Genomic DNA, 24,653 nt, shown 5'->3' with positions numbered 1-24,653 from the left:
CGAAGATCCGCTTGGCCTGTTCTGCCGGGCAATCCGGGAGTAGGGCGATGAATTCCTCACCCCCGTAGCGGCCCAGCAAATCGGAGGGGCGCTGCAGACACCCTTTTATCGCTTGCGTGATCTGCTTGAGACAGCGGTCGCCCGCCGGGTGGCCGTAGTGATCGTTGTAGGGCTTGAAGTGGTCGACATCGATCATCAGTACGCTGGTGGGGGTCTGATGACGCACCGCGAGTCGCCAGTGTTGGTTGGCCTGATCGTTGAACGTCCGGCGGTTGAGAATCTGGGTAAGACTGTCGAGTTGGCTGAGGGCTTCCAACTCCGCATTCAACTGGTTGAGCTGGTCGCGCATCTCGGCAATCCGGGCCATGGCCCGGATCTTGGCCTTGATGATCACGGGGCTGACCGGTTTGATCAGATAGTCGTCGCCACCGGCCTCAATCCCTTCGCGATAGCTTTCGTCCTCGTTCTTCCCGGTCACGAAGATGATCGGCACCCAGTGTCCGCCGAGCCACTCCCGGATCAGGCGCGTGGTTTCAAAGCCGTTCAGGCCGGGCATCTCCACATCCATGATGATCAGATCGACCGGCGTGTCTTCCAGCAGCTGCAACGCCTCTTCTCCGCTGCGGGCAATGAGTGGCGTGTGGCCTGCCTCGCTGATGTACTGGGACATGGCGTGGCGCAAGGTGGCGCTGTCTTCGACCAGCAAAATCTTCATGAGCTGACGACTATCTCGCTTGTTATTGTTGAATGGACTTTTATGATCCTCTGTCCCGGGAATAAGTTTACGGGTTTACGGCTTCAGGGTCGATCGCCTTCGGTGGGAATTTCGATCTGGATCACGGCCCGGAACTGGCTTTTTCGCGGGGTTTTCGGTATGTTGTGCGACCATTTTCCCCGTAGCCGTTCCGGCCCTGATTTAACCTGACTCCTACAGACTGCCTGTGATGACCGAGTTCGACGATATTCGTCCCTATGATGATCATGAAGTTCGCCCCACCCTGGAGCGATTATTGACCAACCCTGAATTGGCAGACGCCGTAGCGCGTCTCAAGTTCCCTCGGGCGGCCGGTCCCCTGGGCTGGTTGTTGCGCCCGTTGGTGCAGAAAGCCATGCGCCGGCAGATGCGCGGTGTGGACACCATTCTGGGCTTTCAGGAGGTGGTCAAGGGCTACATGCAGCGGATGATTGCCGATACCACCACCGAGCTCACCACCTCGGGGCTGGACCGGCTGGACCCGAACGGCGCCTACCTGTTCGTCAGCAACCACCGGGATATCGCCATGGACCCGGCGTTTGTGAATTGGACCCTGTACCACGGCGGCTTCAATACCCTGCGCATCGCCATTGGTGACAACCTGCTCACCAAGGACTATGTGTCGGATCTGATGCGGCTTAACAAGAGCTTCATCGTGAATCGTTCGGCGCGCGCACCGCGGGAGAAGCTCAAGGCTGCAAAGAAACTGTCCGCCTACATTCATCACTCAATTGCCGAAGATCACGCCAATATCTGGATCGCCCAGCGCGAGGGGCGGGCCAAAGACGGCAAGGACAAGACCAACTCGGCGGTCGTGGGCATGTTCAGCCTCAGTCGACCCAAGAGCCAGCCCTTTGCCGAATACGTCCGCGAACTGAAGATCGTCCCGGTCTCCATTTCCTACGAGTGGGATCCCTGTGATGCCGCCAAGGCTCGTGAGCTGCATCAGCAGCGCACCAGTGGTGGCTACCAGAAGGCCGAGCACGAAGATGTGAAAAGCATCGCCATGGGCATCGCCGGCCAGAAAGGGCATGTGCATGTCGCTTTTGGGGACGTGCTCGACGGAGACTACGAGGATACCGACGCGGTGGTGGCGGAGATCGATCGGCAGATTCTGGACAACTACGTTCTCCATGCGACCAACTGTCTGGCCTGGGAGCGCCTGAATGGCGACTTGCCGGACATGGAGTACGGATATCCGCCCAAAACCTTCTCCCCGGAGGACTTGGGAGAAGTGCGTCAGCGGTTTGAGTTGCATCTGGCCAATATCCCGGCGGATCATCGCGCCTTGGTCTTGGACATGTACGCCAATCCGGTCGCGGCCAAGCTCGACCGGCGCTGAGTATGCTCACCGACGCGGTCAAACAACAGATTCAGACGGCCTACCGCCAGTTCCTCCAGAACCGGGAGCTGAACGCGCGCTACGGTCAGAAACTGATGATCGCCGAAATTGCCCGTACCCTCGGTGGTATTGAGCTGAATGATGAGGGCGAGCGCGAAGGCCGGGGGCATGTCTGTGTGATCGAGGCCGGCACCGGCACCGGGAAGACGGTGGGCTACCTGTTGCCGGCATTGATCATCGCCAAGGCGCTGGGTAAAAAACTCGTGGTGTCTACCGCAACGGTGGCGCTACAGGAACAGGTGGTGAACAAAGACCTGCCGGAGCTCAAGCGTCACAGTGAGCTGTCGTTCAGCTTCACCCTGGCCAAGGGGCGCGGGCGCTATGTGTGCCTGAGCAAGCTCGATAATCTCCTCAGCACCATCCACGAAGGCCTGGACCCGACCCGTCCGCTGTATGAAGACGAGCTGCCCGCCGTGGATGAGCGGGCAGTCAAAATCTATGACTCCATGGTCGATGCCCTGGCGCAAAACCGCTGGGACGGCGAGCGCGACAGCTGGCCCGACGGTATCGAGCAGGAGGATTGGCAGCGGGTGACCACCGACCACCGCCAGTGTACCGGCCGTCGCTGCTCGAACGTGTCGGTGTGCAGTTTTTTCCGGGCCCGGGAGGCGCTGCACACCGCCGACTGTATCGTCACCAATCACGATCTGGTACTGGCCGATCTGGCGCTCGGCGGCGGGGCCATTCTGCCCAGCCCCGAAGACAGCATTTACGTGTTTGACGAAGGCCACCAATTGCCCACCAAGGCGCTGAATCACTTTGCCCATCACAGCCGTGTGGTCAGCACCGTGCGCTGGCTGGATCAGTGCAACAAGGCGCTGGGCACCATGCTGGGCCACATCAGTGGCGCGGGCAATGTCGACCGCTTTGCCGAACAATTGCCGGCGGCCCTGATGGACTGCAAGCAGCGGCTGGAGCAACTGCACCCGGCCCTGGATGCGCTGGCGCAGGAAGTGGCCCTGGACGACCGACAGAGTCACTATCGATTCCCCGGGGGGCAGTTGCCGGAGTCGCTGGTGTTGCCCTCGGTCGAGCTGCACCGGGGCTTTGACCGGCTGTCGGACCTGCTCGATAAAATGGTCGCGGAAGTCAGTGAAGCCATGGAAGATGCCCACTGCCCGGTGCCCAAAGTGGACCTCGAACAGCACTATCCGGCGCTCGGGGCCTGGCAGGCCCGGGCCGAGGCCAACCGGGAGCTCTGGTTCAGCTACGCCACTCCGGACGACAAAGACGAGGTGCCGCGGGCGCGCTGGTTGACCCCCGTGGATGCGGGAGCCGGCATTGATATTGAGGTCTGTTCCAGTCCCATTCTGGCCGCGGGTACCCTGGCGAAAAGCCTGTGGTACCGCTGCTGCGGCGCGGTGGTCACCTCGGCGACACTGGCGGCTCTGGGGCGGTTTGACCGGTTCCAGATGCGCGCCGGTACCCCCAAGGATAGCCATTACGCGCAGATGCCCAGCCCGTTCGATTTCTCCCAGGCGAGCCTGGAAGTGCCGGCCTGGGCGGTGGAGGCGGGTGACGCCCTGCGGCACACCGAATCCCTGGTCACCGGGCTTCCCGATCTGCTTGACCCGGGTGAGGGCAGTCTGGTCCTGTTTTCCTCCCGTCGACAGATGCTCGATGTGTACGAGCAGTTGCCTGATGAGTGGCGCGAGCGCATTCTGGTCCAGGGTGACAAGTCCAAGCAGGCCATGCTCGATACCCATCGGGAGCGGATCGACGCGAGGCAGGGCAGCGTGCTGTTTGGTCTGGCGAGCTTTGCCGAGGGGGTGGACCTGCCGGGCGACTACTGCCGGCACGTGGTGATTGCCAAGCTGCCCTTTTCCGTGCCGGATGATCCCATCGAAGCGGCGCTGGCCGAATGGGTGGAGGCCCGGGGCGGCAATGCCTTTATGGAGATCACCGTGCCGGACGCCTCGCTGCGCCTGATTCAGGCCTGTGGCCGTCTGCTGCGCAATGAGAGCGACAGCGGCAAGATCACGCTGCTTGATCGACGCGTGGTCACTAAGCGCTATGGCAAAGCGCTGCTCAATTCATTACCGCCTTTCAAGCGAGTGATTGCATGACCGATATTCACAGAGAGTTGGCCGAAACCCTGTTTGAGCTTGAGCGCGAGTTGCGCGCGCTCGCCCTGTGGGATGAGGCGCCGCCAAACCCCGAAGCCCTGGCCAGCACCCAGCCGTTTGCGGTGGATACGCTGGAGCTGTACCAGTGGCTGCAGTTCGTGTTCATTCCCAGGCTGTATCGGCTGGTGGAGCACCGGATGGAGCTGCCGGAGAGCTGTTCGGTCTCGCCCATGGCGGAAGAGTATTTCCGGCCTCGCCCGGAAAGCGGCGAGGCCGTGATTGCGGTGTTGGAGCGGATCGATATCCTGGTTACATCTGCTCCATAACCTCAATACCCAGCAGCTCCAGCCCCTGGGCCAGCGTGCGTGACACCAGATCACACAGGCGCAGGCGGCTGGCGCGCAACTCGGCAGGAACCCCGTCTTTCAGCACCGGGCAGGCTTCGTAGAAGCGCATATACAGGCTGGCGAGGTCGTACAGGTAGGTGCACAGCAGGTGCGGCATGGCATCCCGGGCCACCTGATCCAGCGCCTCGCTGAACTGCAGCAGCTTGATGGCCAGCGCCCGCTCCTCGGATTCCACCAGTTGAATCGCCTCGGACAGACTGTCCGGTTGGACGCCGGCGCGCCGAAAAATGCTGCGCACTCGGGTATAGGCGTATTGCAGGTAAGGGGCGGTGTTGCCGTCAAAGCTGAGCATCGCATCCCAGTTGAAGACGTAATCGTTGGTGCGGGTTTTACTCAGGTCCGCGTACTTGACCGCACCGATGCCCACTTTGCGGCCGATCTCGGTCATGGCCTCCGGGCTCAATTCGGTGTTTTTCTCCCGAACCAGTGCGGCGGCCCGTTCGGCGGCCTCATCCAGCAGTTCGGCGAGTTTGACGGTGCCGCCGCTGCGGGTTTTGAACGGTTTACCGTCCGAGCCCATCATGGTGCCGAAGGCGTGATGTTCCAGGCTGACGTTCTCACCTACGAAGCCGGCTTTGCGGGCGACGGTGAACACCTGCTGCATATGCAGGGACTGGCGGGCATCGATAAAGTACATCAAGCGGTTGGCACCCAGTTCGCCCGCCCGAAAGCGCAGGGCCGCCAGATCGGTGGTGGCGTAGAGATAACCACCGCCCTGTTTTTGAATGATCACCGGTGAGGGGTTGCCGTCTTTGTCTGCCAGCTCCTCCAGGAACACCACTTTGGCGCCCTGATCCTCCACCGCAAGCCCCTTTTCCTCGAGCTCGGCCACCAGTGGGGCCAGATCGTCGTTGTAGAAACTCTCGCCGCGCACATCCTCCGGGCGGAGGGTGACATTCAGCTTTTCGTAGATCTCCTGACTGTGATCCAGGGAGACCGAGCGGAACTGCTCCCAAAGCGCCAGCACATCGCTATTCCCGGATTGCAGCTTGACCACATAGTCCCGGGCCTTGTCGGCGAACGCCGGGTCTTCGTCGAAGTGCCGTTTGGCCTGCTGGTAGAACACTTCCAGGTCGCTCAGGGCCATGGTGGCCTCGCGATTTTCCGCCAGTTGCTCTTCGAGCTCGGCGATCAACATGCCGAACTGGGTGCCCCAGTCGCCGACGTGGTTCTGGCGGATGACCTGGTGGCCCTGAAAGCTCAACAAGCGGGCCAGAGCGTCTCCAATGATGGTGGAGCGCAGGTGGCCCACGTGCATTTCCTTGGCCAGGTTCGGGGAGGAGTAGTCCACCACCGCCGTCTGTGGCTCGGCCACGGGGGCGATGCCCAGACGGGTATCATCGGCCGCCTTACCCAGCTGCTGGCTCAACCACTCCGGTGCCAGGTGAATATTGATGAACCCGGGGCCTGCAATTTCGACCTTCTCCGCAATACCGTCCAGCTCCAGGTGGCGCATGATCTCACCCGCGAGCTCCCGAGGGTTGGTCTTCATGGCCTTGGCCGCGCCCATCGCGCCATTGGCCTGGTAGTCACCAAAGCCGGGCTTTTTGCTCGGAGAGACCATCGGGGGGTGCTGGAAGGGGATATGAGCAGACAGCATGGCCTGCTGGACCTTGTGGTTCAGTAAATCGCGAATATTCATAGTCACTATGTGTGGTTTGGGCGAACGCGGGATTGTAACCGGCCAGCTCGGCGTGTGTCATCTATTGCTGCTACTATTCAGGCATAAATTGGCGGTCAGAGTGCAAACCGGAGGAAGAGACCCGATGACTGAGCGACTGAACGGTCAGAATGGCCAGGCACCGACGGTCCTGGTGGTGGGCGGAACCAGTGGGATCAATCGCGGCATCGCCGAGGGCTTTGCTCGCGATGGGGCTCGAGTCGCCGTGGTCAGCCGTTCCGAAGACAAGGTGCGCGCCACCCTGGAGGCGCTGCGAGCGCTGGGCGCCGAGGCCGAGGGGTTCACGGCGGATGTCCGTGCCCCTGAAGCCCTGCAGCAGGGGGTGGCCGGGCTCTGCGACCGGTGGGGGCCTCTGGATGTGGTGGTCTCCGGTGCGGCGGGCAACTTCCCGGCGCTGGCCTCGGGTATGTCGGCCAATGCCTTTCGCTCGGTGGTGGAGATTGATCTTCTGGGCAGCTTTCATGTACTTCAGGCGGTCTACCCCCACCTGCGCCGTCCCTCATCGGTTATTCAGATCTCAGCCCCCCAGGCGGTTCTGCCCATGGTGGGGCAGTCCCACGTCTGTGCGGCCAAAGCGGGGGTGGATATGTTGACCCGAACCCTGGCCCAGGAGTGGGGGGCGGAAGGAATCCGAGTAAATTCGGTGCTCCCCGGCCCGATCGAGCACACTGAGGGCATGAAACGTCTCGCCCCCTCACCCGAACTACAGGAACAGGTTGCCGCATCGGTACCACTGAAACGGCTCGGACAGGCGGAGGACATTTATCGGGCCTGCCGGTTTTTGGCCTCCGCGGATGCCGACTTCATTACCGGCGCGGTGTTGCCGGTCGATGGCGGTTGGTCGCTGTCGGGCGCCTCGCGGGTGGGCGATGCCCTGGCGGAAGCGCTCAAGCGCTGACCCACAACCCGCTCTTCGGAGTGTCATGTTCGAGCGGGAGTGTCAACGCCTGCCCAGCGGGCCGGTGGTTGTTGGCACGGGCTCCCGAGGCGTCTCACAATCTCCTGAAACCCCTTGTCTTCTCAGCGCATCGCGCGCTGCCTGTTTTGACACGCCCCACCTTTTCTGACCATCGTTAAACTGGGACGAACACTCGCGACCATTCTGCCAGAGTACCTCCTCAGGCGGCCAGGGCCACGCCCTGAAGCTTCAACCAAGGGATGACGTTGCCGCCGGACAATAAACCGAATAATGACAGCAATGAGTGAGGTCACCGCTATGAATAGGCGCCTTTTGGGATTCGGCATTCTGTTTTTTGCCACATCAGTTACCGCGCAGAACTATCCACCACCGAGCACCACGCCCACCGAAAGTGCGGTCAGTGTCGGGGCAGGCAGCTATCTCAGCGAATGGGATAGTCGAGTCGATGCCGCGATCCCGGACAACCGGGATGTGCAGCAGACGCAGCACATTACCTCCAACCTTGAGGGGCAACCGATCCCGACCAACGACTGGTGGAGCTCTCTGGTGTGGGCGGGGGTGAACGAGCCCTGGTTGGATTGGGGGACGCGTGGTAGCCACAACGTCAGTTATGCCCATCCGTTCGCACTGAAAGCGCAACGCAATGGGATGCGGCTTTATTCTCCAAACAAGAGTGATTACTGGACGGCGGATTATGCCTTCGTCGGAGCCATGCCAGACCCGGTGGAAGAGTGGGTGGACGGTACGCCCACCCCGCTGTTTGATACGGTCTACTTCAAAGACCTGGATTTCGTTCTGGGCAACAGTGCCGCCGATGACAACCTGAACGCGAAGGTTCACGATTTCAGCGATTGGTTTGTGACGACCCGAATGGAGGCACCGGGCGCGTCCATGGACCTGACTTTCGGGCATGGGTCACCCTATGTGTTTGCCCACTACGAAACCGGGAATCCGACGCTGGAGTTTTCCACCGACAGTACCGCCCCCGATGCGGCCGTCGCGCAGGTCTGGGCGGGCTCGGAGAACACACCGGTGTTGGGGTTCACCGTGGAGGGGCGTCACTACGCGGCTTTTGCGCCGGAAGGGACCTCTTGGGAAGGGTTGGGCACGGCCACCATTACCGCCAACTTACCCCAGACAGATCGTTACTTCAGTGTCGCGGCCTTGCCGGATCCAGACGCCCTGGCACTGTTTGAGCGGTACGCCTACAACCACGTGACGCACTCGGAGGTCAGTTGGGACTACCGTCAGAATGAGAGCGCCGTGGTCACCACCTATCAGGTCGAAACGGAAAACCATGTCGAAAGCGAGGCGCCTGGCACGTTGTTCGGATTGTATCCGCACCAGTGGCGCAAATTGGCCGACGGTGTGACCTTTACCGGGGATGCCTATTACACGCCGCGCGGTGATATGAAGCTGGCCGAGGGCAATGGTTTTACCACCCGGGCGAGGTTCCAGGGGGTTATTCCGGAGCTGCCAAGGCTCGAGAGCGAGGCTGATCTGGAACGGCTGTCGGGGCTGGTTGAATCCGTGCGTCGAGAGACGTTCACCCACCGCGATACCTATTACACCGGGAAGCGGCTCGGCAAGCTGGCTACCCTGGTGCCGCTGGCTCGACAGTCCGGTAACACCGACGCCGGGGAGCAGTTTCTCGATGAGCTCAAGTGGCGTCTGGAAGGCTGGCTGAAGGCGGATGTGATTGATGATCTGGAACCCTCGCCGTTTGCCAAAAACCTGTTTTACTACAATGACCACTGGGGAACGATGTTGGGTATCGATGCCAGCTTTGGAAGCATCGACCAGCTTAACGACCATCATTTTCATTACGGCTATTTTGTGCGAGCGGCGGCCGAGATTGCCCGCGTTGAACCCGAGTGGGCTTCGCCGGCGCAGTTTGGTGGCATGGTTGAATTGCTGATTCGGGATTACGCCAATTGGGAACGACCGGGACAATCCTCGACGCCGGAGGGGGCGATGTTTCCCTTTCTCCGCAACTTCGATATCTATGCGGGCCACTCCTGGGCGTCCGGGCACTCGCGCTTCGGTGCGGGGAATAACAACGAGTCCTCCTCCGAGGCGATGAACGCCTGGACGGCCATGATTCTCTGGGGTGAGTTGACCGGCAACACCGCCATGCGGGATGCGGGCATTTATCTGTACACCACGGAAAAAACCGCCATTCAGGAATACTGGAACGACGTGTATGAAGAAAACCTGCACGAGGATTTTACCAAGCCCATGGCGTCACTCATCTGGGGCGGTAAAACCGATTATGCCACCTGGTTCAGTGCCCGCCCCGAGGCCATGCACGGCATCATCTTGCTGCCGATTCAGTCCGGCTCGCTCTATCTTGGGGAATACCCCGACAACGTAAAGGCGAATTACGAGTTCCTGGAAAACAGTGTGGACCAGTTTGTCCAGTGGGATGCCATTTTCTATGCCTTTCAGGCCGCTTACGACCCCGATGGGGCGCTGGCCAACTTCAACGCAAACGAGGGCCTTATGGCGTCATCGGTCAGTGGCCCCGCGGCGCGCACCGAAGTGGGCAACTCCCTGGCCAACACCTTTTCCTGGATCAAAACGTTTGACCAGTATGGCCGTATCGACCGGGGCGTGTATTCAACCAACCATCCCACCGTCGCGGTGTTCAATGATGGCGATCTCAGAACCTATGTGGTCTATAACGCGGATCTGAGCAATGCCAAGGACGTTATGTTTAATGACGGTGTTGTGGTGCCGGTAGGGCCTGGTGAATTGGTTGTGCAGCAGGCCGTGATACCGGACTCCAATGTGCCAGAGGCGCCCGAACTCAACCGTGTTGCCGCTGAGAACTCGGCGTTGCGGGTGAATTTTTCACCGGTCGATGGCGCGACTGAATATCAGGTGGCTTACGGTGAAGTGGGGCAGCCGCACACGGCGATCATGGCGGCGGGCGATGCGACCGATTACGCCTTGACCAACCTGCAAAACGGAACCGAATACTACATTCAGATCAGAGCGACCAATCACTTTGGTGACGGTGCCTGGTCCGAAGCGCAGTATGCCACTCCGGGCTCCGGGGGTTCTGGTAGCAGCCAGTCGTCTTCCAGTTCTGACAGCTCATCCAGTGATTCCAGTTCGTCTAGTAGCCACTCTCAGAGCAGCTCCTCGTCCAGTCACTCCCAAAGCTCGTCGAGCAGCACGTCGTCCTCGGCCAGGTCCTCCGACGCCAGTAGCTCGACGCCACCAATGCCCGAGACTGGCGAGATCCAGATTACCTCCCTGAGCGACGGAGCGGTGCGGTTCAGCCTGCGCCTGGATGAAGAGAAAAATCAGGTTCATCTGTTTACCCGCCGTAACGGTCTTCAGGATTATGTGGTGATCGATCTGCACGCCCAGGCTGGCGGCGTAGCGGATAACGGTGATGGCACTTTCACTTATTCAGCGATTCGCGACGGCGCCTATTCGATCGGTGATCAGGTGGAGGCCCGGTTCTACACCTATACGCCCGACAGTGGCCAGGTGTTTTATCCCGGGCCGACGGACAATGTCTGGGCGTTGGCCAGCTACGAGCCGGGCGCTGCTTCATCCAGCAGCTCGTCAAGCAGTGCGTCGGATGTCTCATCATCGAGCAGCCCCTCATCGTCCTCCAGCTCGTCGTCGGTGGCCTACTCGGACGAAGCGGTCCTGCCCAACGGGGCGCCTGTCGAGTACACCACAAGCGCCCGGTATGAAGGCGGCGATGTGATCATTACCTTCACGACCGAGGAAGCGTTGAATTGGGCCTGGTGCTTTACGCCGGGCTGGAATGAGATGACCGCTGTGGACGATGGCCATTACGAGGTCCGGATCCCCGATCAAACCCCCGGAACGACGCTGACCTACTACTTTACCGTCAGCACTGCGACTCGCGGCGAGGGCAATAACAACAATGAGCCCCACCGCTTTGTGATTGAGTGATGGGGCGGGCGGGACTGCGTCCGGTCCTGGTCAGGGAGGGTGTTTGACGGTCCCGCCGGCGGTGCGCTACTGTCTTGACAGGTGGTGGCCACCGCCCACGCATTTCTGACCTTTAAGGAGGCGCTATGAGCACGTTAGCCAACCAGACCTGTGAGGCCTGCCGGGCCGATGCCCCCCGGTTATCCGACGCGCAGATTGCGGAGTTACAACCTGAGGCGCCAGAGTGGGAGTCGCTTGAAGTGGATGGCGAAAAACGCCTCAGGCGAGTGTTCAAGTTCAAGGACTTTGCCGAGGCCCTGGCGTTTACCCAGCGCGTCGGTGACCTGGCGGAAGAGGCCGATCACCACCCGGCGCTGTTGACCGAGTGGGGTAAGGTGACCGTTGACTGGTGGACCCACAAGATCGGTGGTCTGCACCACAATGACTTCATCATGGCGGCCAAGACAGACCGGGTCTATTCCTCCTAGACGGTCCTCTTAGCGGGTCCTCCTGGCGGGGCATTGCCTCACTCCCGGAGGGCCGATGATCTGAAATACCCTTCGCGCTGACTCCCTCAGTCCTGCCTTGCACCCTGGTGGTGCACGGCACGGCCTTCATGTTGTAATATGTGCCAGGTTGCCGGTCCCTGAGGCCGGTCTGTTTCATCATGGAGACCTTTGGAGGTCGGCTATGTGGCGAGTTATGGTTCCTGTAATCGGAGTCCTGGCTCTGTGGGCGGGCCTGGTGGCACCGTTGCAGGCTCGGGAGGTGCTGCATATGGTTTCCCGGGGCGATCACAACGCCCATTATACCGAAACCATGATCCGCCTGGCCCTGGACAAAGCCGGCTATGCCTATACCCTGGAAATCCACCCTGGCAACCTGACCGCCGCCCGGCAACAGCGGGATACCCGGGAAGGGCGCATCGACATCATGTGGTCGGCGACCTCCCGTGAGCTGGAAGAAACCTTGCTGCCGGTGCGTATTCCACTTTACAAGGGACTGATCGGGCACCGGATATTCATCACTCACCCTGAGCATATCGAACAGCTGAAAGCGGTGGAAAGCCTCGAGCAGTTGCGAGCCTTCAGTTACGGGCAGGGAGTGGGCTGGCCGGATTCCCGGATTCTGAAAGACAATGGGTTCGATGTGCGCGAGGAAAGCTTTGATCGGCTGATAAAAATGGTGCACGCCAAACGCTTTCAGCTATTCCCTCGTGGAGTGCACGAGCCGTGGAGTGAGGTGAGCAACCGGCCGGAACTCGAGCTGAGCATCGACGCGCACATTATGCTGGTCTACCCCATGCCGTTTTACCTGTTTGTTACCCCCGAGCACCCCGAGTTGGCCCAGGCACTTGAACGGGGTTTGATGCGCGCCGTTGAAGATGGCAGTTTTGATCAACTGTTTCGAAGCAGTCCCATGGTGCAGTCGGTTATCAATCGGGCGGGGATTGCCCAGCGTAAGGTTTTCTACCTGGAGAACCGCGCGTTGACTGAGCAGACGCCGCTGAGTGACCCACGCCTGTGGTTGTCTCTGGAAGAGCTGGTGCCGTCGTCCTGATCGACGCTGCGGGCCGATACGGAAAACGCCGCGCAAGCGCGGCGTCCAGTGGTCGGCTTGAGACGCAGGGCCCGGTCAGTCGGTCGTCTCAGCGTTGAGCAGCCGGTCGGCGGCCAGCGCGAGGAACATGAAGTTGCTGGCTCCGCCACCCAGTACATACTCCGATTGTTGCCAAAGGTAGGGAAACTCCTTCAACTCGGGAAAGTCCGGCTGGATCAGGGCCGTCCCCACAATCACACCGCCAGGAATATAGCTGTAATCCATGCGGTTCAGACCGTAGGCGGCGCGCTTGGACTTGGCGCCCACCCCGGTGGCGTAGGACTGGGCATTGGCCCCGGGGTTGGTGCCCAGCACGTAGTGCAGAATGTTCAGCAGATACTCCTTACCGAACGCCTCGGGGAAAGCCTTGTGTAAAAAGTACTGGGCAACGCCTTCGTGCTGCAATGTCCAGCCCCGGCCCCACAGCTGCATTTCAAAATCCAGTCCGTAGGGCGTGGCGTTCATTTTCTGTTGCAGCTCCCGATCGTACTCGGCGGCGGCGTTGCGCATGGCGTCGGTCAGGGCCGGGTCGTCCAGCTCGTGAACCACCCGGGCCACGGCCCAGCCGATCTGGCGGAACTGATCCAGAATATGATCGCGCTGATTCAGCAGGAACGAGCGGTACTCGGCTTTCCCCGTGGTGCGGAACAACTCGACGGCGGCTCGGATCTGCTCGTTGCGCTCAGTGGTGCTCTCCACGGCCCGCTCAACCCGCCACAAAGCTTCGGCCGCCGCCAGAGTACGCTCGGCCAGGTCATCGTCATAGCCGCGCATGGGGCCGACACTGGCGGCAATGTTGGCGATGGCATCGAACTCCCGGGCGGGGTTTTCCTCGGTGAAGACCCACCGATCATCGGGTAGCCCCGAATGGGTAGCGGTGCGCTCCTGCCGGCCCAGCGTCTTGTCGTAGATCAGGTTGTCGGTCTGACCGGAGAAGTCGCCGCCCATGACGTATTGAGTAAGGGTGGGCACGATAATGCCCCGGTACAGCCGTCCGAGTACTTCGTAACCGCCCACGACGGTCAGCAGGCCGTGCTCAATCTGTTGCAGGATGTCGGGCCGTCCGTCGGGCTCGCGTAGTTCGGTCAGGCGCAGTTCCTGATCAATCAGTGTGTTGTCGTGCTGAATACCAAACTCGTCGTAGGCGGCACTGAGAATAAAGACCTCGCCGGATTGGGACTCGATGCGGAAATCTTCATCCCCCGCGTCATACCAGCCGCCGCGGGTCAGCCCCGGGACATGCTCGCCGGGGGCAAAGTCCGTCAGCGTGCTGCTGCCCTGGACATAGCCGTCAAAGTGGTTGATGTCCGTTGGCGCCATCAGGGCATCGTCCCGGTGGCTGTCGTCATGCCAGAGCTTGTACTTTTCCTTGACCCGCATATGGCCCATCTGCACCGGCAGGAAGTACTCCAGGGTGGGCTGCCAGACGTTCTGGTCATAGACATTGCGGGCGATGCGGAACGGGTGGCTGCGGGTGTCGCCGAGCGCCAACTGATACAGCCCCTCCTCCTGCACCGAGGAAAAGTCGAACTGGTAGTAGCGGTAGCGCAGGAAGTCGCCCCACAGGGTGGGGGCCTGAGAGAAGACCTCCTGAGCGCCACTGGCGTCCAGCTTCAGCAACCGCAAGGGGTCACCCGGTGGCGCGTCCGGATCGGTTTCAATCACCGCCACTTTATTCTGCTCGGGGTGATAACCCACCATGGAGTGCTGGATAACCGGCTCGCGGGCCCAGCCATCCACCACGTTGGGGGTGATTCGCCAGGATACGGCATTGGTGGTGGCGCCCGCCTCGATCGGGCTGCGCAGCGTGAACCAGCCGTTCTGGTGCTGGACCCGGCCATCGAGCAGTTGCAGTTCCCCCTTGAGGCTCTCAATCTGCAGGCGCATCGGGTCGGACTCCGGCGCTACGGTCAGCCTTTGGCCGCTCGCCAGAGGGGCAGGCTGGGCGCGGTGGTGCGCCAGCGGGACCAGGCCGGCCCGCTCACCGTCGGAGACAATTTTCGGTGTGGGCGTCGAGTCGGCCGGCGCGGTCACCCCGTAGGGTTGGCGCGGGAAAATACCCGTGGCGTCGTCCATGATCCAGCTCTTGCCAAACAGGTCGGCGGGGTAGAGTTCCAACTGAAAGCCCACCTTTCCGGCCCACTCCTCGGGAAGCGGCGACTTGAGATCAACCTGAACCAGAAGGTCGTCCCCTTCGGCTCGAACCCGCAGGTCGTACTCCAGGGTCAGGTCCGGGTAGTCGAGCGGATTGAACCCGGTGCGGTGCTGGCGTTCGTCGGGGTACTTCAGTGTCGCCACGATTTCGCCATTTTCCCGGTCCACCGTGCGACTCAGCAGGCGGGGCACCGGAGACCATTGCCCCGGGGTCAACTCCAGGCGCAGGTCGCCATTGGACGCCAGGCGGTTGTCGTGACTGACCAGAATCAGTCCACTTTGTCGGCTCTCGGGCGAGGTGTCCTGGAACACCATAAGGCCGACGCCCTGTTGCTCGAAGTAACCCTGGTCGTTGAGGGCGAAGCCGCTCTGGGACGGTGCCGGGGTGTCTGAGGAATTGCCGCAGCCGCTGAGCGCTGTGCTCAGGGCCAGACCGAATAGAATCTGCCGGGTATGCATGGGACTGGGTCTCCGGTTATTGGAATTATGAATACTTGGGCGTAGTGTAGTTGTCAGTGCGAACATAAGTCAGCTTTGGCGCGCAAGTCAACTTAGGCCTCTCTGTGGCTGGCTCTCAGAGCACTTGTCGCTTGCTAAGTTGGCGTATTTCGCTAATATCCCCGTCACTACCAGCGATGTATCCAGGGGGTTGAGTGAAGTCAGACGTTTCGGCAGAAGAAGTATTCCGGCAGTTGGCTGACAGTCTGGCACTCAACGACTCGCCCGATTTTTTTCTGAATCTTTGTCAGCGTCTGACCGAGCTTCTGGGTGTCGATCACGCTCTGATTGCCGAAGTGTTTCCCGAGCTGGCTCAGGCGCGCACCCTGGCCGTATGGTCCCGGGGGCAGCCCGTCGACAATTTTTCCTACCCTCTGGCGGGCAGCCCCTGTGAGACCGTGGTGGGCTCCAGCGCCTGCCTCTACCCCGCGAGCGTAGGCTCCCACTTTCCCGATGATGAAATGCTGCAGACAATGCGGGTGGAGGGCTATTTCGGGTTTCCCATGACCTCCCAGGACGGATCGGCGATGGGGCTGATCGCGCTGCTGAGTGATGCGCCCATGGTGTTGCCCGGTGTGGCCGAGGAAGTGCTGCGTATCGCCGCCGCTCAGGCTGGCGCTGAGCTGGGACGACGCCGCGCCGAGGAGTCGCTGCTGGAGAGCGAACGGCGGCTACACACCTTGATGAATCATCTACCCGGGATGGCCTACCGTTGCCGTAACGACGCCGATTGGACCATGGAGTTTGTCAGCCAGGGCGCGCGTGTACTGACCGGCTATCCACCCGAAGCGTTGATTGAGAGCCAGCAGATCGCTTTTGTGCAACTCATTCATCAGGCCGATCGGGTCAGGGTTAATGAAGAAGTTCAGGCCTGCGTTACCGCAGGCAGGCCGTACCGGGTGGTCTACCGGCTGATCAATGCGCACGGCGAGGTACGCTGGGTGTGGGAGCAGGGGCAGGGGGTGTTCAGCCCCGACCGAAGCGAGGTGTTGCTGGAGGGGTTTATCTCCGATATCACCGAGCAGCATGAATCCGAACGGGTTCAGGAGGCGGTTGTGCAGACGGCGACGGCGATTACCAGTCGTCTCGGCGCGGACTTCTTTCAGCAACTGGTGCTTCACCTGACTCGCGCGCTGGACGCCGACGTGGGGTTTGTCGCTACCCTTCAGGGTGACGATGAGATGGAGACTCTGGCGCGGGTGGTAGCCGGTCAGCCGGTGGAAAATGTTCACTATCGGCTGGAAGGTTCTCATTGTGCGGAAGTGCTGTCCAAAGGCGAGAGTGTCGGCGCGTTCGATCCGCCAATCCGTATTCCCCATCCGAGAGGAGGGCAGCCTGTATTGGCCCGCAGCTATGTAGGGCGGCGCCTGGACAGCGCCAACGGTGAGCCGATTGGCTCCCTGATGGTGATTTATAGTCACTCCACCCCGGATCTGAACCTGGCGACGTCCGTGCTCCGAATTCTGGCGGTGGGGGCGGCCGGGGAGTTGGAACGCCAGACCAATGACCGGCGTATTTATCAGTTGGCTTATGTCGACGGTACCACCGCACTACCCAATCGAATTCACTTCATGGAGCGCCTCGGTAGCGCCCTGCAGCACGCCGAACAATCCGGAGAATCCCTAAGCCTGGTTTTCCTCGACCTGAAACGTTTCAAGGAAATCAATGATGTCCTGGGCCACGATACCGGCGATCAACTGCTGGCCGCGGTAGCCCGTCGGTTGGAACAGGCATGCCGGGTCGATGAGTTTCTGGCGCGCCTGTCCGGTGATGAGTTTGCCCTGCTGGTACCCAATTTGGGCGCCGACGGCTTGCCCGCGGTAATAGAGCGCTGCCACCAGTGCCTGGCCCGCCCGGTCTACGCGGCAGGGCGGGAGTTCTCGCTCGATGTGAATATCGGGGCCGCCTGCTACCCGGTGGATGCAATGACCGCGGCCGATCTGTTCCAATGTGCCAGTGTAGCCATGCATGAGGCCAAGCGCAGTGGTGGCGATGCCTGCATCTTCGATGTGTCGATCGCCGAGGCGCTCAATCGCCGTAGAGCGCTGGCGGAGCGTTTCGCCCGGGCCCTGGTGGAGAACCGGTTGACCCTGCATTATCAGCCCCAGGTCGACCTGGTGACCGGTGCTCTGGTGGGTGCGGAAGTGCTCTGTCGCTGGAAGGATGAGCACTGGGGGTGGGTGAACCCATCGGAGTTCATTCCGCTAGCAGAGGAGCGCGGCCTGATTCAGGAGCTCGGGCATTGGGTGCTCAGTTCGGCGAGTCGCCAGTGGGCCGCCTGGCATTCTCAGGGCTTGCGCTTTCCGGGGCGGTTGTCGGTGAATATCTCGGCGCTTCAGTTTACTGACCTGTCTCTGGCTGAAGAGATCAAAGCGATGGCGGCGCCGGTCCCCCCTGAGGCGATCGGTCTGGAGTTGACCGAAAGCGGGTTTATGCGTGATCCCGAGCTCGCGGTTGAAATCACCGAGCGTTTGCGCCAGGCGGGCTTTGCCTTGTCGATTGATGATTTCGGCACCGGCTACTCGTCGTTGAGTTACTTGCGCCGATTTGCGGCGGATACCCTCAAGATCGACATGTCGTTCGTGTGCGATATGCTCGAGAATCAGAGTGATTACACCATCGTGACCACGATCGTGGCCATGGCGCACAGCCTGGGCATGATGACGGTGGCGGAAGGGGTGGAAACCCGGGCCCAGGCGGACGCCTTGACCCGGCTAGGGTGTGATCGGGCTCAGGGTTTCCTTTACGACCGCCCCTTGGACAGTCAGCGATTCGCCGCGCGCTGGCTGACTCCCGAGTAGGGCACCGGTCAAATCATCCGATAGCGTTCGTCAACCTGTTCGATGCCGGTGATCGGCTTCATCAGGTTGCGCAGAATGCCGTCCTCAATACTGTAAATCCAGCCGTGAACGGTCAGCTCCTGACCGCGTTTCCAGGCGTTCTGTACGATGTTGGTGTGGGTGACGTTGGCCACCTGCTCCATGACATTCAGCTCGCACATCCGGTCCAGGCGCTGGGTGTCGTCGGCGATCTCATCCATCGCGTCCTGATGTTTCAGATACACCTCCCGGATATTGCGCACCCAGTAATCCAGCAACCCGTACTGCTGGTTGGCCAGTGCCGCTTTGACTCCACCGCAGCCGTAATGGCCAGTGACCATAATGTGTTTGACTTTAAGGTATTCGACGGCGAACTGCATGACCGAAAGACAGTTCAGGTCGGTCTGAATGACCAGGTTGGCGACGTTGCGGTGGACAAACAGCTCCCCGGGCATCAAACCGACGATTTCGTTGGCCGGCACCCGGCTGTCCGCGCAGCCGATCCAGAGATATTCCGGTGCCTGTTGCTTGGACAGGGTGGCAAAAAACTGCGGGTCTTCCGCCTTGATCTGGTCTGCCCAGGCACGGTTGTTCTGGAAAAGTTCTTCGAGTTCGGGCATGCAGCCTCCTTTACCGTCGTTCGGCGGATTATAGCAGCCGGTAGGCCTGAACGGAGCCGGGTGGTAAAGTGTCGACACATTCTGGTGTGAGGAGCGCGGCGGTGAGTGAGTCCAAAACCCTGTATTGGCACGATTATGAAACCTGGGGTGAGGTTCCCGCCCAAGATCGTCCCAGCCAGTTTGCCGGCGTTCGCACCGATGAAAACCTGAACATCATCGGCGACCCCCTGATGCTCTACTGCCGACCAGTGGTCGACTGTCTACCCAAACCGGAAGCCTGCCTGGTCACCGGCATTACACCGCAAATGGCGCTGGAGAAAGGCGTCGCCGAACCGGAGTTTATTGCCACCATCATGGCGGAGCTGGGCCAGCCTGGCACCTGTGGCGTGGGGTATAATTCGATCCGTTTTGATGATGAGGTAACCCGCTATACCCTGTACCGCAATTTCTACGACCCTTATGAGCGCGAGTGGCGCAATGGTAATTCGCGCTGGGACCTGATTGATGTAGTGCGCATGACCCGGGCACTGCGGCCCGAGGGTATCCAGTGGCCGGATTACGACAACGGTAAACCCTGCTTCAAACTGGAGAAGTTGACCGAGGCCAACGGCCTGGATCACGCCGCCGCGCACGATGCACTCTCAGATGTGTACGCCACCATCGCCATGGCCCGCCTGGTTCGGGATCGGCAGCCAAAATTGTATGAGCACGCCTATCGCCTGCGGGACAAACGGTTTGCCGCCGGGTTTATTGATATTGATGGTCATCGCCCGCTGTTGCACATTTCCGGCATGTACCCGGCCGAACGCGGTAACGCGGCGCTGGTACTACCGTTGGCGCTGCATCCGGCGAACAAGAACAGCGTGCTCGTGTTCGATCTGTCGGAATCGCCCGAGGATCTGCTGTCGGCCTCGGAGGACTCCCTACGTGAGCGCCTGTTTACCCGCTCAGAGGACCTGCCGGAAGGCACGCGGCGGCCAGCGCTCAAAGAAGTGCACCTGAACAAGACGCCGATGATCGCCCCGGCCAACACCCTGGATGAGCGCACCGCTCGGCGCCTGGGTATCGACAAGGCCCAGGCGGAAGTTCATTGGCGGCAACTGGCCGACCTGACCCTCAGTGAGCAGCAACGGCTTCGGGCCAAGTTGCAGAGCATCTATCGGGCGCCGGGCTTCGAGCCGCGCACCGATCCCGATCAGCAGCTATACGACGGCTTTTTTGATGACCATGACAAGAAGCTGATGACCGAGCTGCGCCGTGCTCAGCCCGAGGCGCTCGCGGCCAATGTGTTTGATTTTCATGACCAGCGCCTGCCGGAGCTGCTGTTCCGCTACCGGGGGCGGCATTTTCCGGACAGCCTCTCCGACGAAGAGCGTCGACAGTGGCGCGACTTCTGCTATCGGCGGCTGACCGATCCGGCCGCGGGTGCCGGGCTGACCTGGGACCAGTTACTGGCGAGACTTGGGGCGCTGCGCGCCGAAGGCGTGAGTGCAGAGCAGGAGCGGGTCCTGGTCGCGCTGGAGCATTACGCGCGCGGACAGCTCGACGCGATGGGCTCTTAGTCAATCTCCTTGAGCCACTCAAGGTGCACCCCGACGCTGTCTTTGTCGCTGGACACCCAGACATCCTGTTCACTGATGTTGAACTGCAGAACCATGCCGCGCTCCACCATGCCAGCGAGCTGCTGCAGCGCCTCATCTGGCAGGGCCCTGACACTGAGGTTGCGATAGCGTGCCAGGGCCCGCTCCTGTTGCTGCCACCAGACCCGGACGCTGTTCTCGCCGTAGGCGAACACCTGCACCTGTCTGGCGCGATTGCAGGCTTTACGAAGCCACTTCTCATCCGGAGTGCCAAAGGCCACCCACAGTTCGATGTCGCCCACCAGGTTCCGGCGGGACAGCTCCGGCTCTTCGTCCTCTGAGCTCAGACTGCTCGAAAAGGTCAGGTCATCGGAGGCATTGAGGGCAAAGGCCAGCAGCCGCACCATCAGGCGCTGGTCGTTTTCCGACGGGTGCCGGGCCAGGGTCAGGGCATGACTCTGGTAGTAGTGCCGGTTCATGTCGGCTATCTCAAGGCGTGCCTTGATCACGGTTGCATTGGTGGCCATGGGTCTCTCGCTGTCCGGACGCGGGGTTGGGAGAAGTGTACACGCTTCCCCGGTCAAATGCGGCGAATTCGCCCCCAGGGCTATGGGATTTCAAGGCAATCGCGGGTACAATGTGCGCCGCTTTGAGGCCGTCCCCAGGGCGTGAAACCTCCATGAAGTACTGATTCTCAGCGGGAGCACTCTATGTCATCCATCAAGAAAGTGGTTTTGGCCTACTCCGGTGGCCTGGACACCTCGGTCATCGTCAAGTGGCTGCAGGAAACCTACAACTGTGAAGTGGTGACCTTCACCGCCGATATCGGCCAGGGTGAAGAAGTGGAGCCCGCGCGGGCCAAGGCCCAGGCGCTGGGTGTGAAGGAAATCTACATCGACGATCTGCGCGAGGAATACGTGCGCGACTTCGTCTTCCCGATGTTCCGCGCCAACGCCATTTACGAGGGCGAGTACCTGCTGGGTACCTCCATTGCCCGGCCGCTGATCTCCAAGCGCCTGATCGAAATCGCCAATGAGACCGGTGCCGATGCCATCTCCCACGGCGCCACCGGTAAGGGCAACGACCAGGTGCGCTTCGAGCTGGGCGCCTACGCCCTCAAGCCCGGCGTCAAGGTCATTGCGCCTTGGCGCGAGTGGGACCTGAACTCCCGCGACAAGCTGATGGCGTACTGCGAAGAGCACAACATCCCCGTGGATTTCTCCAAGGGCAAGAAAAAGTCGCCCTATTCCATGGACGCCAACCTGCTGCACATCTCCTATGAGGGCGGCGTATTGGAAGACCCCTGGACCGAAGCCGAGGAAGATATGTGGCGCTGGAGCGTCTCTCCGGAAGCGGCCCCGGATCAGCCCACCTATATTGATCTGACTTACGAAAAAGGCGATATTGTGGCCATTGACGGAGAGCGCCTGTCGCCCGCCACCGTGCTGGAGCGCCTGAACAAGGTGGCCGGTGACAACGGCATCGGTCGTCTGGATATCGTAGAGAACCGCTACGTGGGCATGAAGTCCCGCGGCTGCTACGAAACCCCCGGCGGTACCGTGATGATGAAGGCGCATCGGGCGATCGAGTCCATCACCCTGGACCGCGAAGTGGCCCACCTGAAGGACGAGCTGATGCCCAAGTACGCCGAGCTGATCTATAACGGCTACTGGTGGAGCCCGGAGCGTCAGATGCTGCAGACTGCCATCGATCAGACGCAGGAGCACGTTAACGGTGACGTGCGTCTGAAATTGTACAAAGGGGGCGTACACGTTGTGGGCCGTCGTTCGGCGGAAAGCCTGTTCGACGAGAAAGTCGCCACGTTTGAGGACGATGCCGGCGCCTACGACCAGAAAGATGCGGAAGGCTTCATCAAACTGAATGCTCTGCGCATGCGTATTGCCGCCAATAAAGGCCGCAAACTGCGTTAATACCCGGGGCGAGCGCCCCGGCTTCGCCCCGCTCCGCGGGGCAACCCACCACTAATAACAATTCCACAACGACTGACGAACCGCGTTTTTTTGACTAAGGTCAAGAAGGCTGGCTGCGCTTTGCGCGACAATGCCCGCGCCAGACGCCTGCCCGAGTTGTCGGCTCGGTGCTCGTGTGCGTATACGCTGGGTGGAATAACAATTTGATCTGCAATAATGGGAAAGACCTATGAGTAGTAATCTGACAGCGGCCGGGGATCATCCGGTGTACGACTATAAGGTCGTGCGTCAGTTCTCCATCATGACGATTGTCTGGGGCATTGTCGGTATGGGGGTTGGCGTGTTGATCGCGGCGCAATTGGTGTGGCCGGCACTGAATGATCTGGTGCAGCCGTTCACCCACTTCGGCCGGCTGCGGCCCCTGCACACCAACGCGGTGATTTTCGCGTTTGGCGGCTGTGCCTTGATGGCCACCTCCTACTACGTGGTTCAGCGGACCTGTCAGGCGCCGCTGTTTGGCGGTTGGCTGGTGCCGTTCACCTTCTGGGGGTGGCAAGCGGTCATCGTTCTGGCCGCCATCACTCTGCCCATGGGACTGACCAGTTCCAAGGAGTATGCCGAGCTGGAGTGGCCGATTGATATCCTGATCGCGGTGGTCTGGATCAGCTACGCCATCGTGTTTTTCGGCACCATTGCCAAGCGCAAAACCTCCCACATCTATGTGGCCAACTGGTTCTATGGTGGCTTCATTCTCACCGTTGCGGTACTGCATGTGGTCAATAGCGCGGCCATTCCGGTGGCCTGGTTCAAGTCATACTCGGCCTATGCCGGTGCCGCCGATGCCATGATTCAGTGGTGGTATGGTCACAACGCGGTGGGCTTTTTCTTGACCGCAGGCTTCCTGGGCATGATGTACTACTTCGTACCCAAGCAGGCGAATCGTCCGGTGTACTCCTACCAGTTGTCCATTGTTCACTTCTGGGCGCTGATCTCGGTCTACATCTGGGCTGGTTCCCACCACCTGCACTATTCCGCGCTGCCGGACTGGGCCCAGAGTCTGGGCATGGTGATGTCCCTGATCCTGCTGGCGCCGAGCTGGGGCGGAATGATCAACGGTATCATGACGCTCTCCGGTGCCTGGCATAAGCTGCGCACTGACCCGACCCTGCGTTTCCTGGTGGTGTCACTGTCCTTCTACGGCATGTCCACTTTTGAAGGACCGATGATGTCCATCAAAACCGTGAACGCCCTGTCCCACAATACCGACTGGACCATTGGCCATGTGCACTCTGGTGCCCTGGGCTGGGTTGCGATGATTTCCATTGGTGCCATTTATCACCTGCTGCCGATCCTGTTTGGCAAAAAGGAAATGTACAGCGTCAAGTGGATCAATATCCACTTCTGGTTGGCGACCATCGGCACGGTCCTGTACATCGCCTCCATGTGGGTCAACGGCATCATGCAGGGGCTTATGTGGCGCGCCTTCAACGCCGATGGCACCTTGACGTACAGTTTTATTGAATCGGTGATCGCCAGCTACCCGGGTTACTTCGTACGCTTTGTGGGCGGTGCCATTTTCCTGTCAGGTATGGTGTTGATGGCCTTCAACGCCTGGCGCACTGCCGCGAGCTCGACCTCTGTGGCGGGTGAAGACAACTTGACTCAGCCTCAAGCGGTTTAAGGGAGCGGTCCATGAAATATCATGATGTAGTTGAAAAAAATATTGGCTTAATGACCGTGCTGATGGTTGTTGCCATCAGTTTCGGTGGTCTGGTTCAGATCGTTCCGCAATTCTTCCTCAAGGAAACCACCGAGCCGGTGGCCGGGCTGAAGCCCTTGGCCCCGCTGGAGCTTGAAGGGCGGGATATTTATATTCGCGAAGGCTGCCACGTCTGTCATACCCAGATGGTTCGTCCCCTGCGCGCGGAGGTAGAGCGCTACGGGCACTACTCGGTGGCCGGCGAACACGTTTACGAACACCCCTTCCTGTGGGGCTCCAAGCGCACCGGGCCGGATCTGGCGCGAGTGGGTGGTCGGTACTCCGACGACTGGCACAAAGCCCATTTGTACAACCCGCGCACCGTGGTGCCTGAGTCCAACATGCCCGCTTTTCCGTGGCTCTATGACAACAAGCTGACCGGCGAGCACACCGAAGCGAAAATGCGCGGTTTGCGCAAAGTGGGTGTGCCTTATACCGACGAGGATATCGAAGGTGCGGGTGAAGAGGTCAAGGGCGTAACGGAAATGGATGCCCTGGTCGCCTACCTGCAGCAGTTGGGCACTTTGCTGACCGAGAAGCGGTGAT

17 protein-coding genes are annotated in these 24,653 nt (G+C 60.6%); 12 read left to right on the top strand and 5 right to left on the bottom strand.

What is annotated here, in order from left to right; translation table 11 throughout:
* Positions 1–715, bottom strand: a 715-nt coding sequence (locus B3187_RS09475) for a GGDEF domain-containing response regulator (RefSeq protein WP_286806013.1), incomplete at its 3' end; no start/stop codon positions are given.
* Positions 716–944: 229 nt separating this feature from the next.
* On the opposite strand from B3187_RS09475, the gene B3187_RS09470 reads away from it, so the two are divergent.
* Genes B3187_RS09470 through B3187_RS09460 form a run of 3 tightly spaced genes read left to right on the top strand, consistent with a single transcriptional unit; the run spans position 945 to position 4,548 of the window.
* Positions 945–2,096: a 1-acyl-sn-glycerol-3-phosphate acyltransferase gene (locus B3187_RS09470; protein WP_286806011.1), complete on the top strand. Its 1,152-nt coding sequence runs from the start codon at positions 945–947 to the stop codon at positions 2,094–2,096.
* A gap of 2 nt (positions 2,097–2,098) precedes the next feature.
* Positions 2,099–4,222: an ATP-dependent DNA helicase DinG gene (gene dinG / locus B3187_RS09465; protein ID WP_286806010.1), complete on the top strand. Its 2,124-nt coding sequence runs from the start codon at positions 2,099–2,101 to the stop codon at positions 4,220–4,222.
* Positions 4,219–4,548 carry a YqcC family protein gene (locus B3187_RS09460; RefSeq protein WP_286806009.1) on the top strand — a complete coding sequence of 110 codons (330 nt, stop codon included), beginning with the start codon at positions 4,219–4,221 and terminating at the stop codon, positions 4,546–4,548. Before dinG ends, B3187_RS09460 begins: the two co-directional genes overlap by 4 nt.
* On the opposite strand, the gene argS is transcribed toward B3187_RS09460, so the two are convergent.
* Complete coding sequence (argS, locus tag B3187_RS09455; protein WP_123636790.1) at positions 4,532–6,271, bottom strand: arginine--tRNA ligase; 1,740 nt, start codon at positions 6,269–6,271, stop codon at positions 4,532–4,534. The two genes, B3187_RS09460 and argS, sit on opposite strands and share 17 nt — an antisense overlap.
* Positions 6,272–6,395: 124 nt before the next feature.
* On the opposite strand from argS, the gene B3187_RS09450 reads away from it, so the two are divergent.
* From B3187_RS09450 to B3187_RS09435, 4 genes are all read left to right on the top strand, one after another.
* A complete protein-coding gene (locus B3187_RS09450) occupies positions 6,396–7,208 on the top strand; it encodes an SDR family oxidoreductase (protein WP_286806007.1) in 813 nt (270 codons plus the stop codon).
* A gap of 318 nt (positions 7,209–7,526) precedes the next feature.
* Complete coding sequence (locus B3187_RS09445; protein ID WP_286806005.1) at positions 7,527–11,168, top strand: glycosyl hydrolase; 3,642 nt, start codon at positions 7,527–7,529, stop codon at positions 11,166–11,168.
* Between the two features lie 125 nt (positions 11,169–11,293).
* Entirely contained in the window at positions 11,294–11,635 is a 342-nt protein-coding gene (locus B3187_RS09440; RefSeq protein ID WP_286806003.1) for a 4a-hydroxytetrahydrobiopterin dehydratase, read from the top strand.
* 214 nt (positions 11,636–11,849) lie between these two features.
* Positions 11,850–12,707 carry a hypothetical protein gene (locus B3187_RS09435; RefSeq protein ID WP_024459468.1) on the top strand — a complete coding sequence of 286 codons (858 nt, stop codon included), beginning with the start codon at positions 11,850–11,852 and terminating at the stop codon, positions 12,705–12,707.
* Between the two features lie 75 nt (positions 12,708–12,782).
* Here B3187_RS09435 and B3187_RS09430 read toward each other — a convergent pair whose 3' ends face one another.
* Complete coding sequence (locus tag B3187_RS09430; protein WP_286806001.1) at positions 12,783–15,359, bottom strand: glycoside hydrolase family 9 protein; 2,577 nt, start codon at positions 15,357–15,359, stop codon at positions 12,783–12,785.
* 194 nt (positions 15,360–15,553) lie between these two features.
* Between B3187_RS09430 and B3187_RS09425 the strand changes: the two genes are divergently transcribed.
* The gene (locus tag B3187_RS09425; RefSeq protein WP_286806000.1) at positions 15,554–18,199 is read left to right on the top strand and encodes a putative bifunctional diguanylate cyclase/phosphodiesterase; all 2,646 of its coding nucleotides are present in this window, start codon (positions 15,554–15,556) and stop codon (positions 18,197–18,199) included.
* Between the two features lie 8 nt (positions 18,200–18,207).
* On the opposite strand, the gene can is transcribed toward B3187_RS09425, so the two are convergent.
* Positions 18,208–18,837 carry a carbonate dehydratase gene (gene can / locus B3187_RS09420; protein WP_123636796.1) on the bottom strand — a complete coding sequence of 210 codons (630 nt, stop codon included), beginning with the start codon at positions 18,835–18,837 and terminating at the stop codon, positions 18,208–18,210.
* 101 nt (positions 18,838–18,938) lie between these two features.
* Between can and sbcB the strand changes: the two genes are divergently transcribed.
* Positions 18,939–20,399 carry an exodeoxyribonuclease I gene (gene sbcB / locus B3187_RS09415; RefSeq protein WP_286805997.1) on the top strand — a complete coding sequence of 487 codons (1,461 nt, stop codon included), beginning with the start codon at positions 18,939–18,941 and terminating at the stop codon, positions 20,397–20,399.
* On the opposite strand, the gene B3187_RS09410 is transcribed toward sbcB, so the two are convergent.
* Positions 20,396–20,944 (bottom strand): YaeQ family protein, encoded by a 549-nt coding sequence (locus B3187_RS09410; RefSeq protein ID WP_024459472.1) that lies wholly within the window; start codon positions 20,942–20,944, stop codon positions 20,396–20,398. The genes sbcB and B3187_RS09410 overlap by 4 nt on opposite strands.
* A 183-nt stretch (positions 20,945–21,127) precedes the next feature.
* Here B3187_RS09410 and B3187_RS09405 point away from each other — a divergent pair, with 183 nt between their 5' ends.
* From B3187_RS09405 to ccoO, 3 genes are all read left to right on the top strand, one after another.
* Positions 21,128–22,348 carry an argininosuccinate synthase gene (locus tag B3187_RS09405; protein ID WP_024459473.1) on the top strand — a complete coding sequence of 407 codons (1,221 nt, stop codon included), beginning with the start codon at positions 21,128–21,130 and terminating at the stop codon, positions 22,346–22,348.
* A gap of 229 nt (positions 22,349–22,577) precedes the next feature.
* Complete coding sequence (ccoN, locus tag B3187_RS09400) at positions 22,578–24,029, top strand: cytochrome-c oxidase, cbb3-type subunit I (RefSeq protein WP_123636798.1); 1,452 nt, start codon at positions 22,578–22,580, stop codon at positions 24,027–24,029.
* 11 nt (positions 24,030–24,040) lie between these two features.
* On the top strand, positions 24,041–24,652 hold the full coding sequence (gene ccoO / locus B3187_RS09395; protein ID WP_024459475.1) for a cytochrome-c oxidase, cbb3-type subunit II: 612 nt from the start codon (positions 24,041–24,043) through the stop codon (positions 24,650–24,652).
* Position 24,653 lies beyond the last annotated feature (1 nt).

It is taken from the genome of Marinimicrobium sp. UBA4209, from assembly GCF_002381585.1.
Taxonomy (GTDB): domain Bacteria; phylum Pseudomonadota; class Gammaproteobacteria; order Pseudomonadales; family Cellvibrionaceae; genus Marinimicrobium; species Marinimicrobium koreense.
The sequence above is the reverse complement of the archived record's forward strand: the minus strand, read 5'-3'. Positions and strand labels throughout refer to the sequence as shown.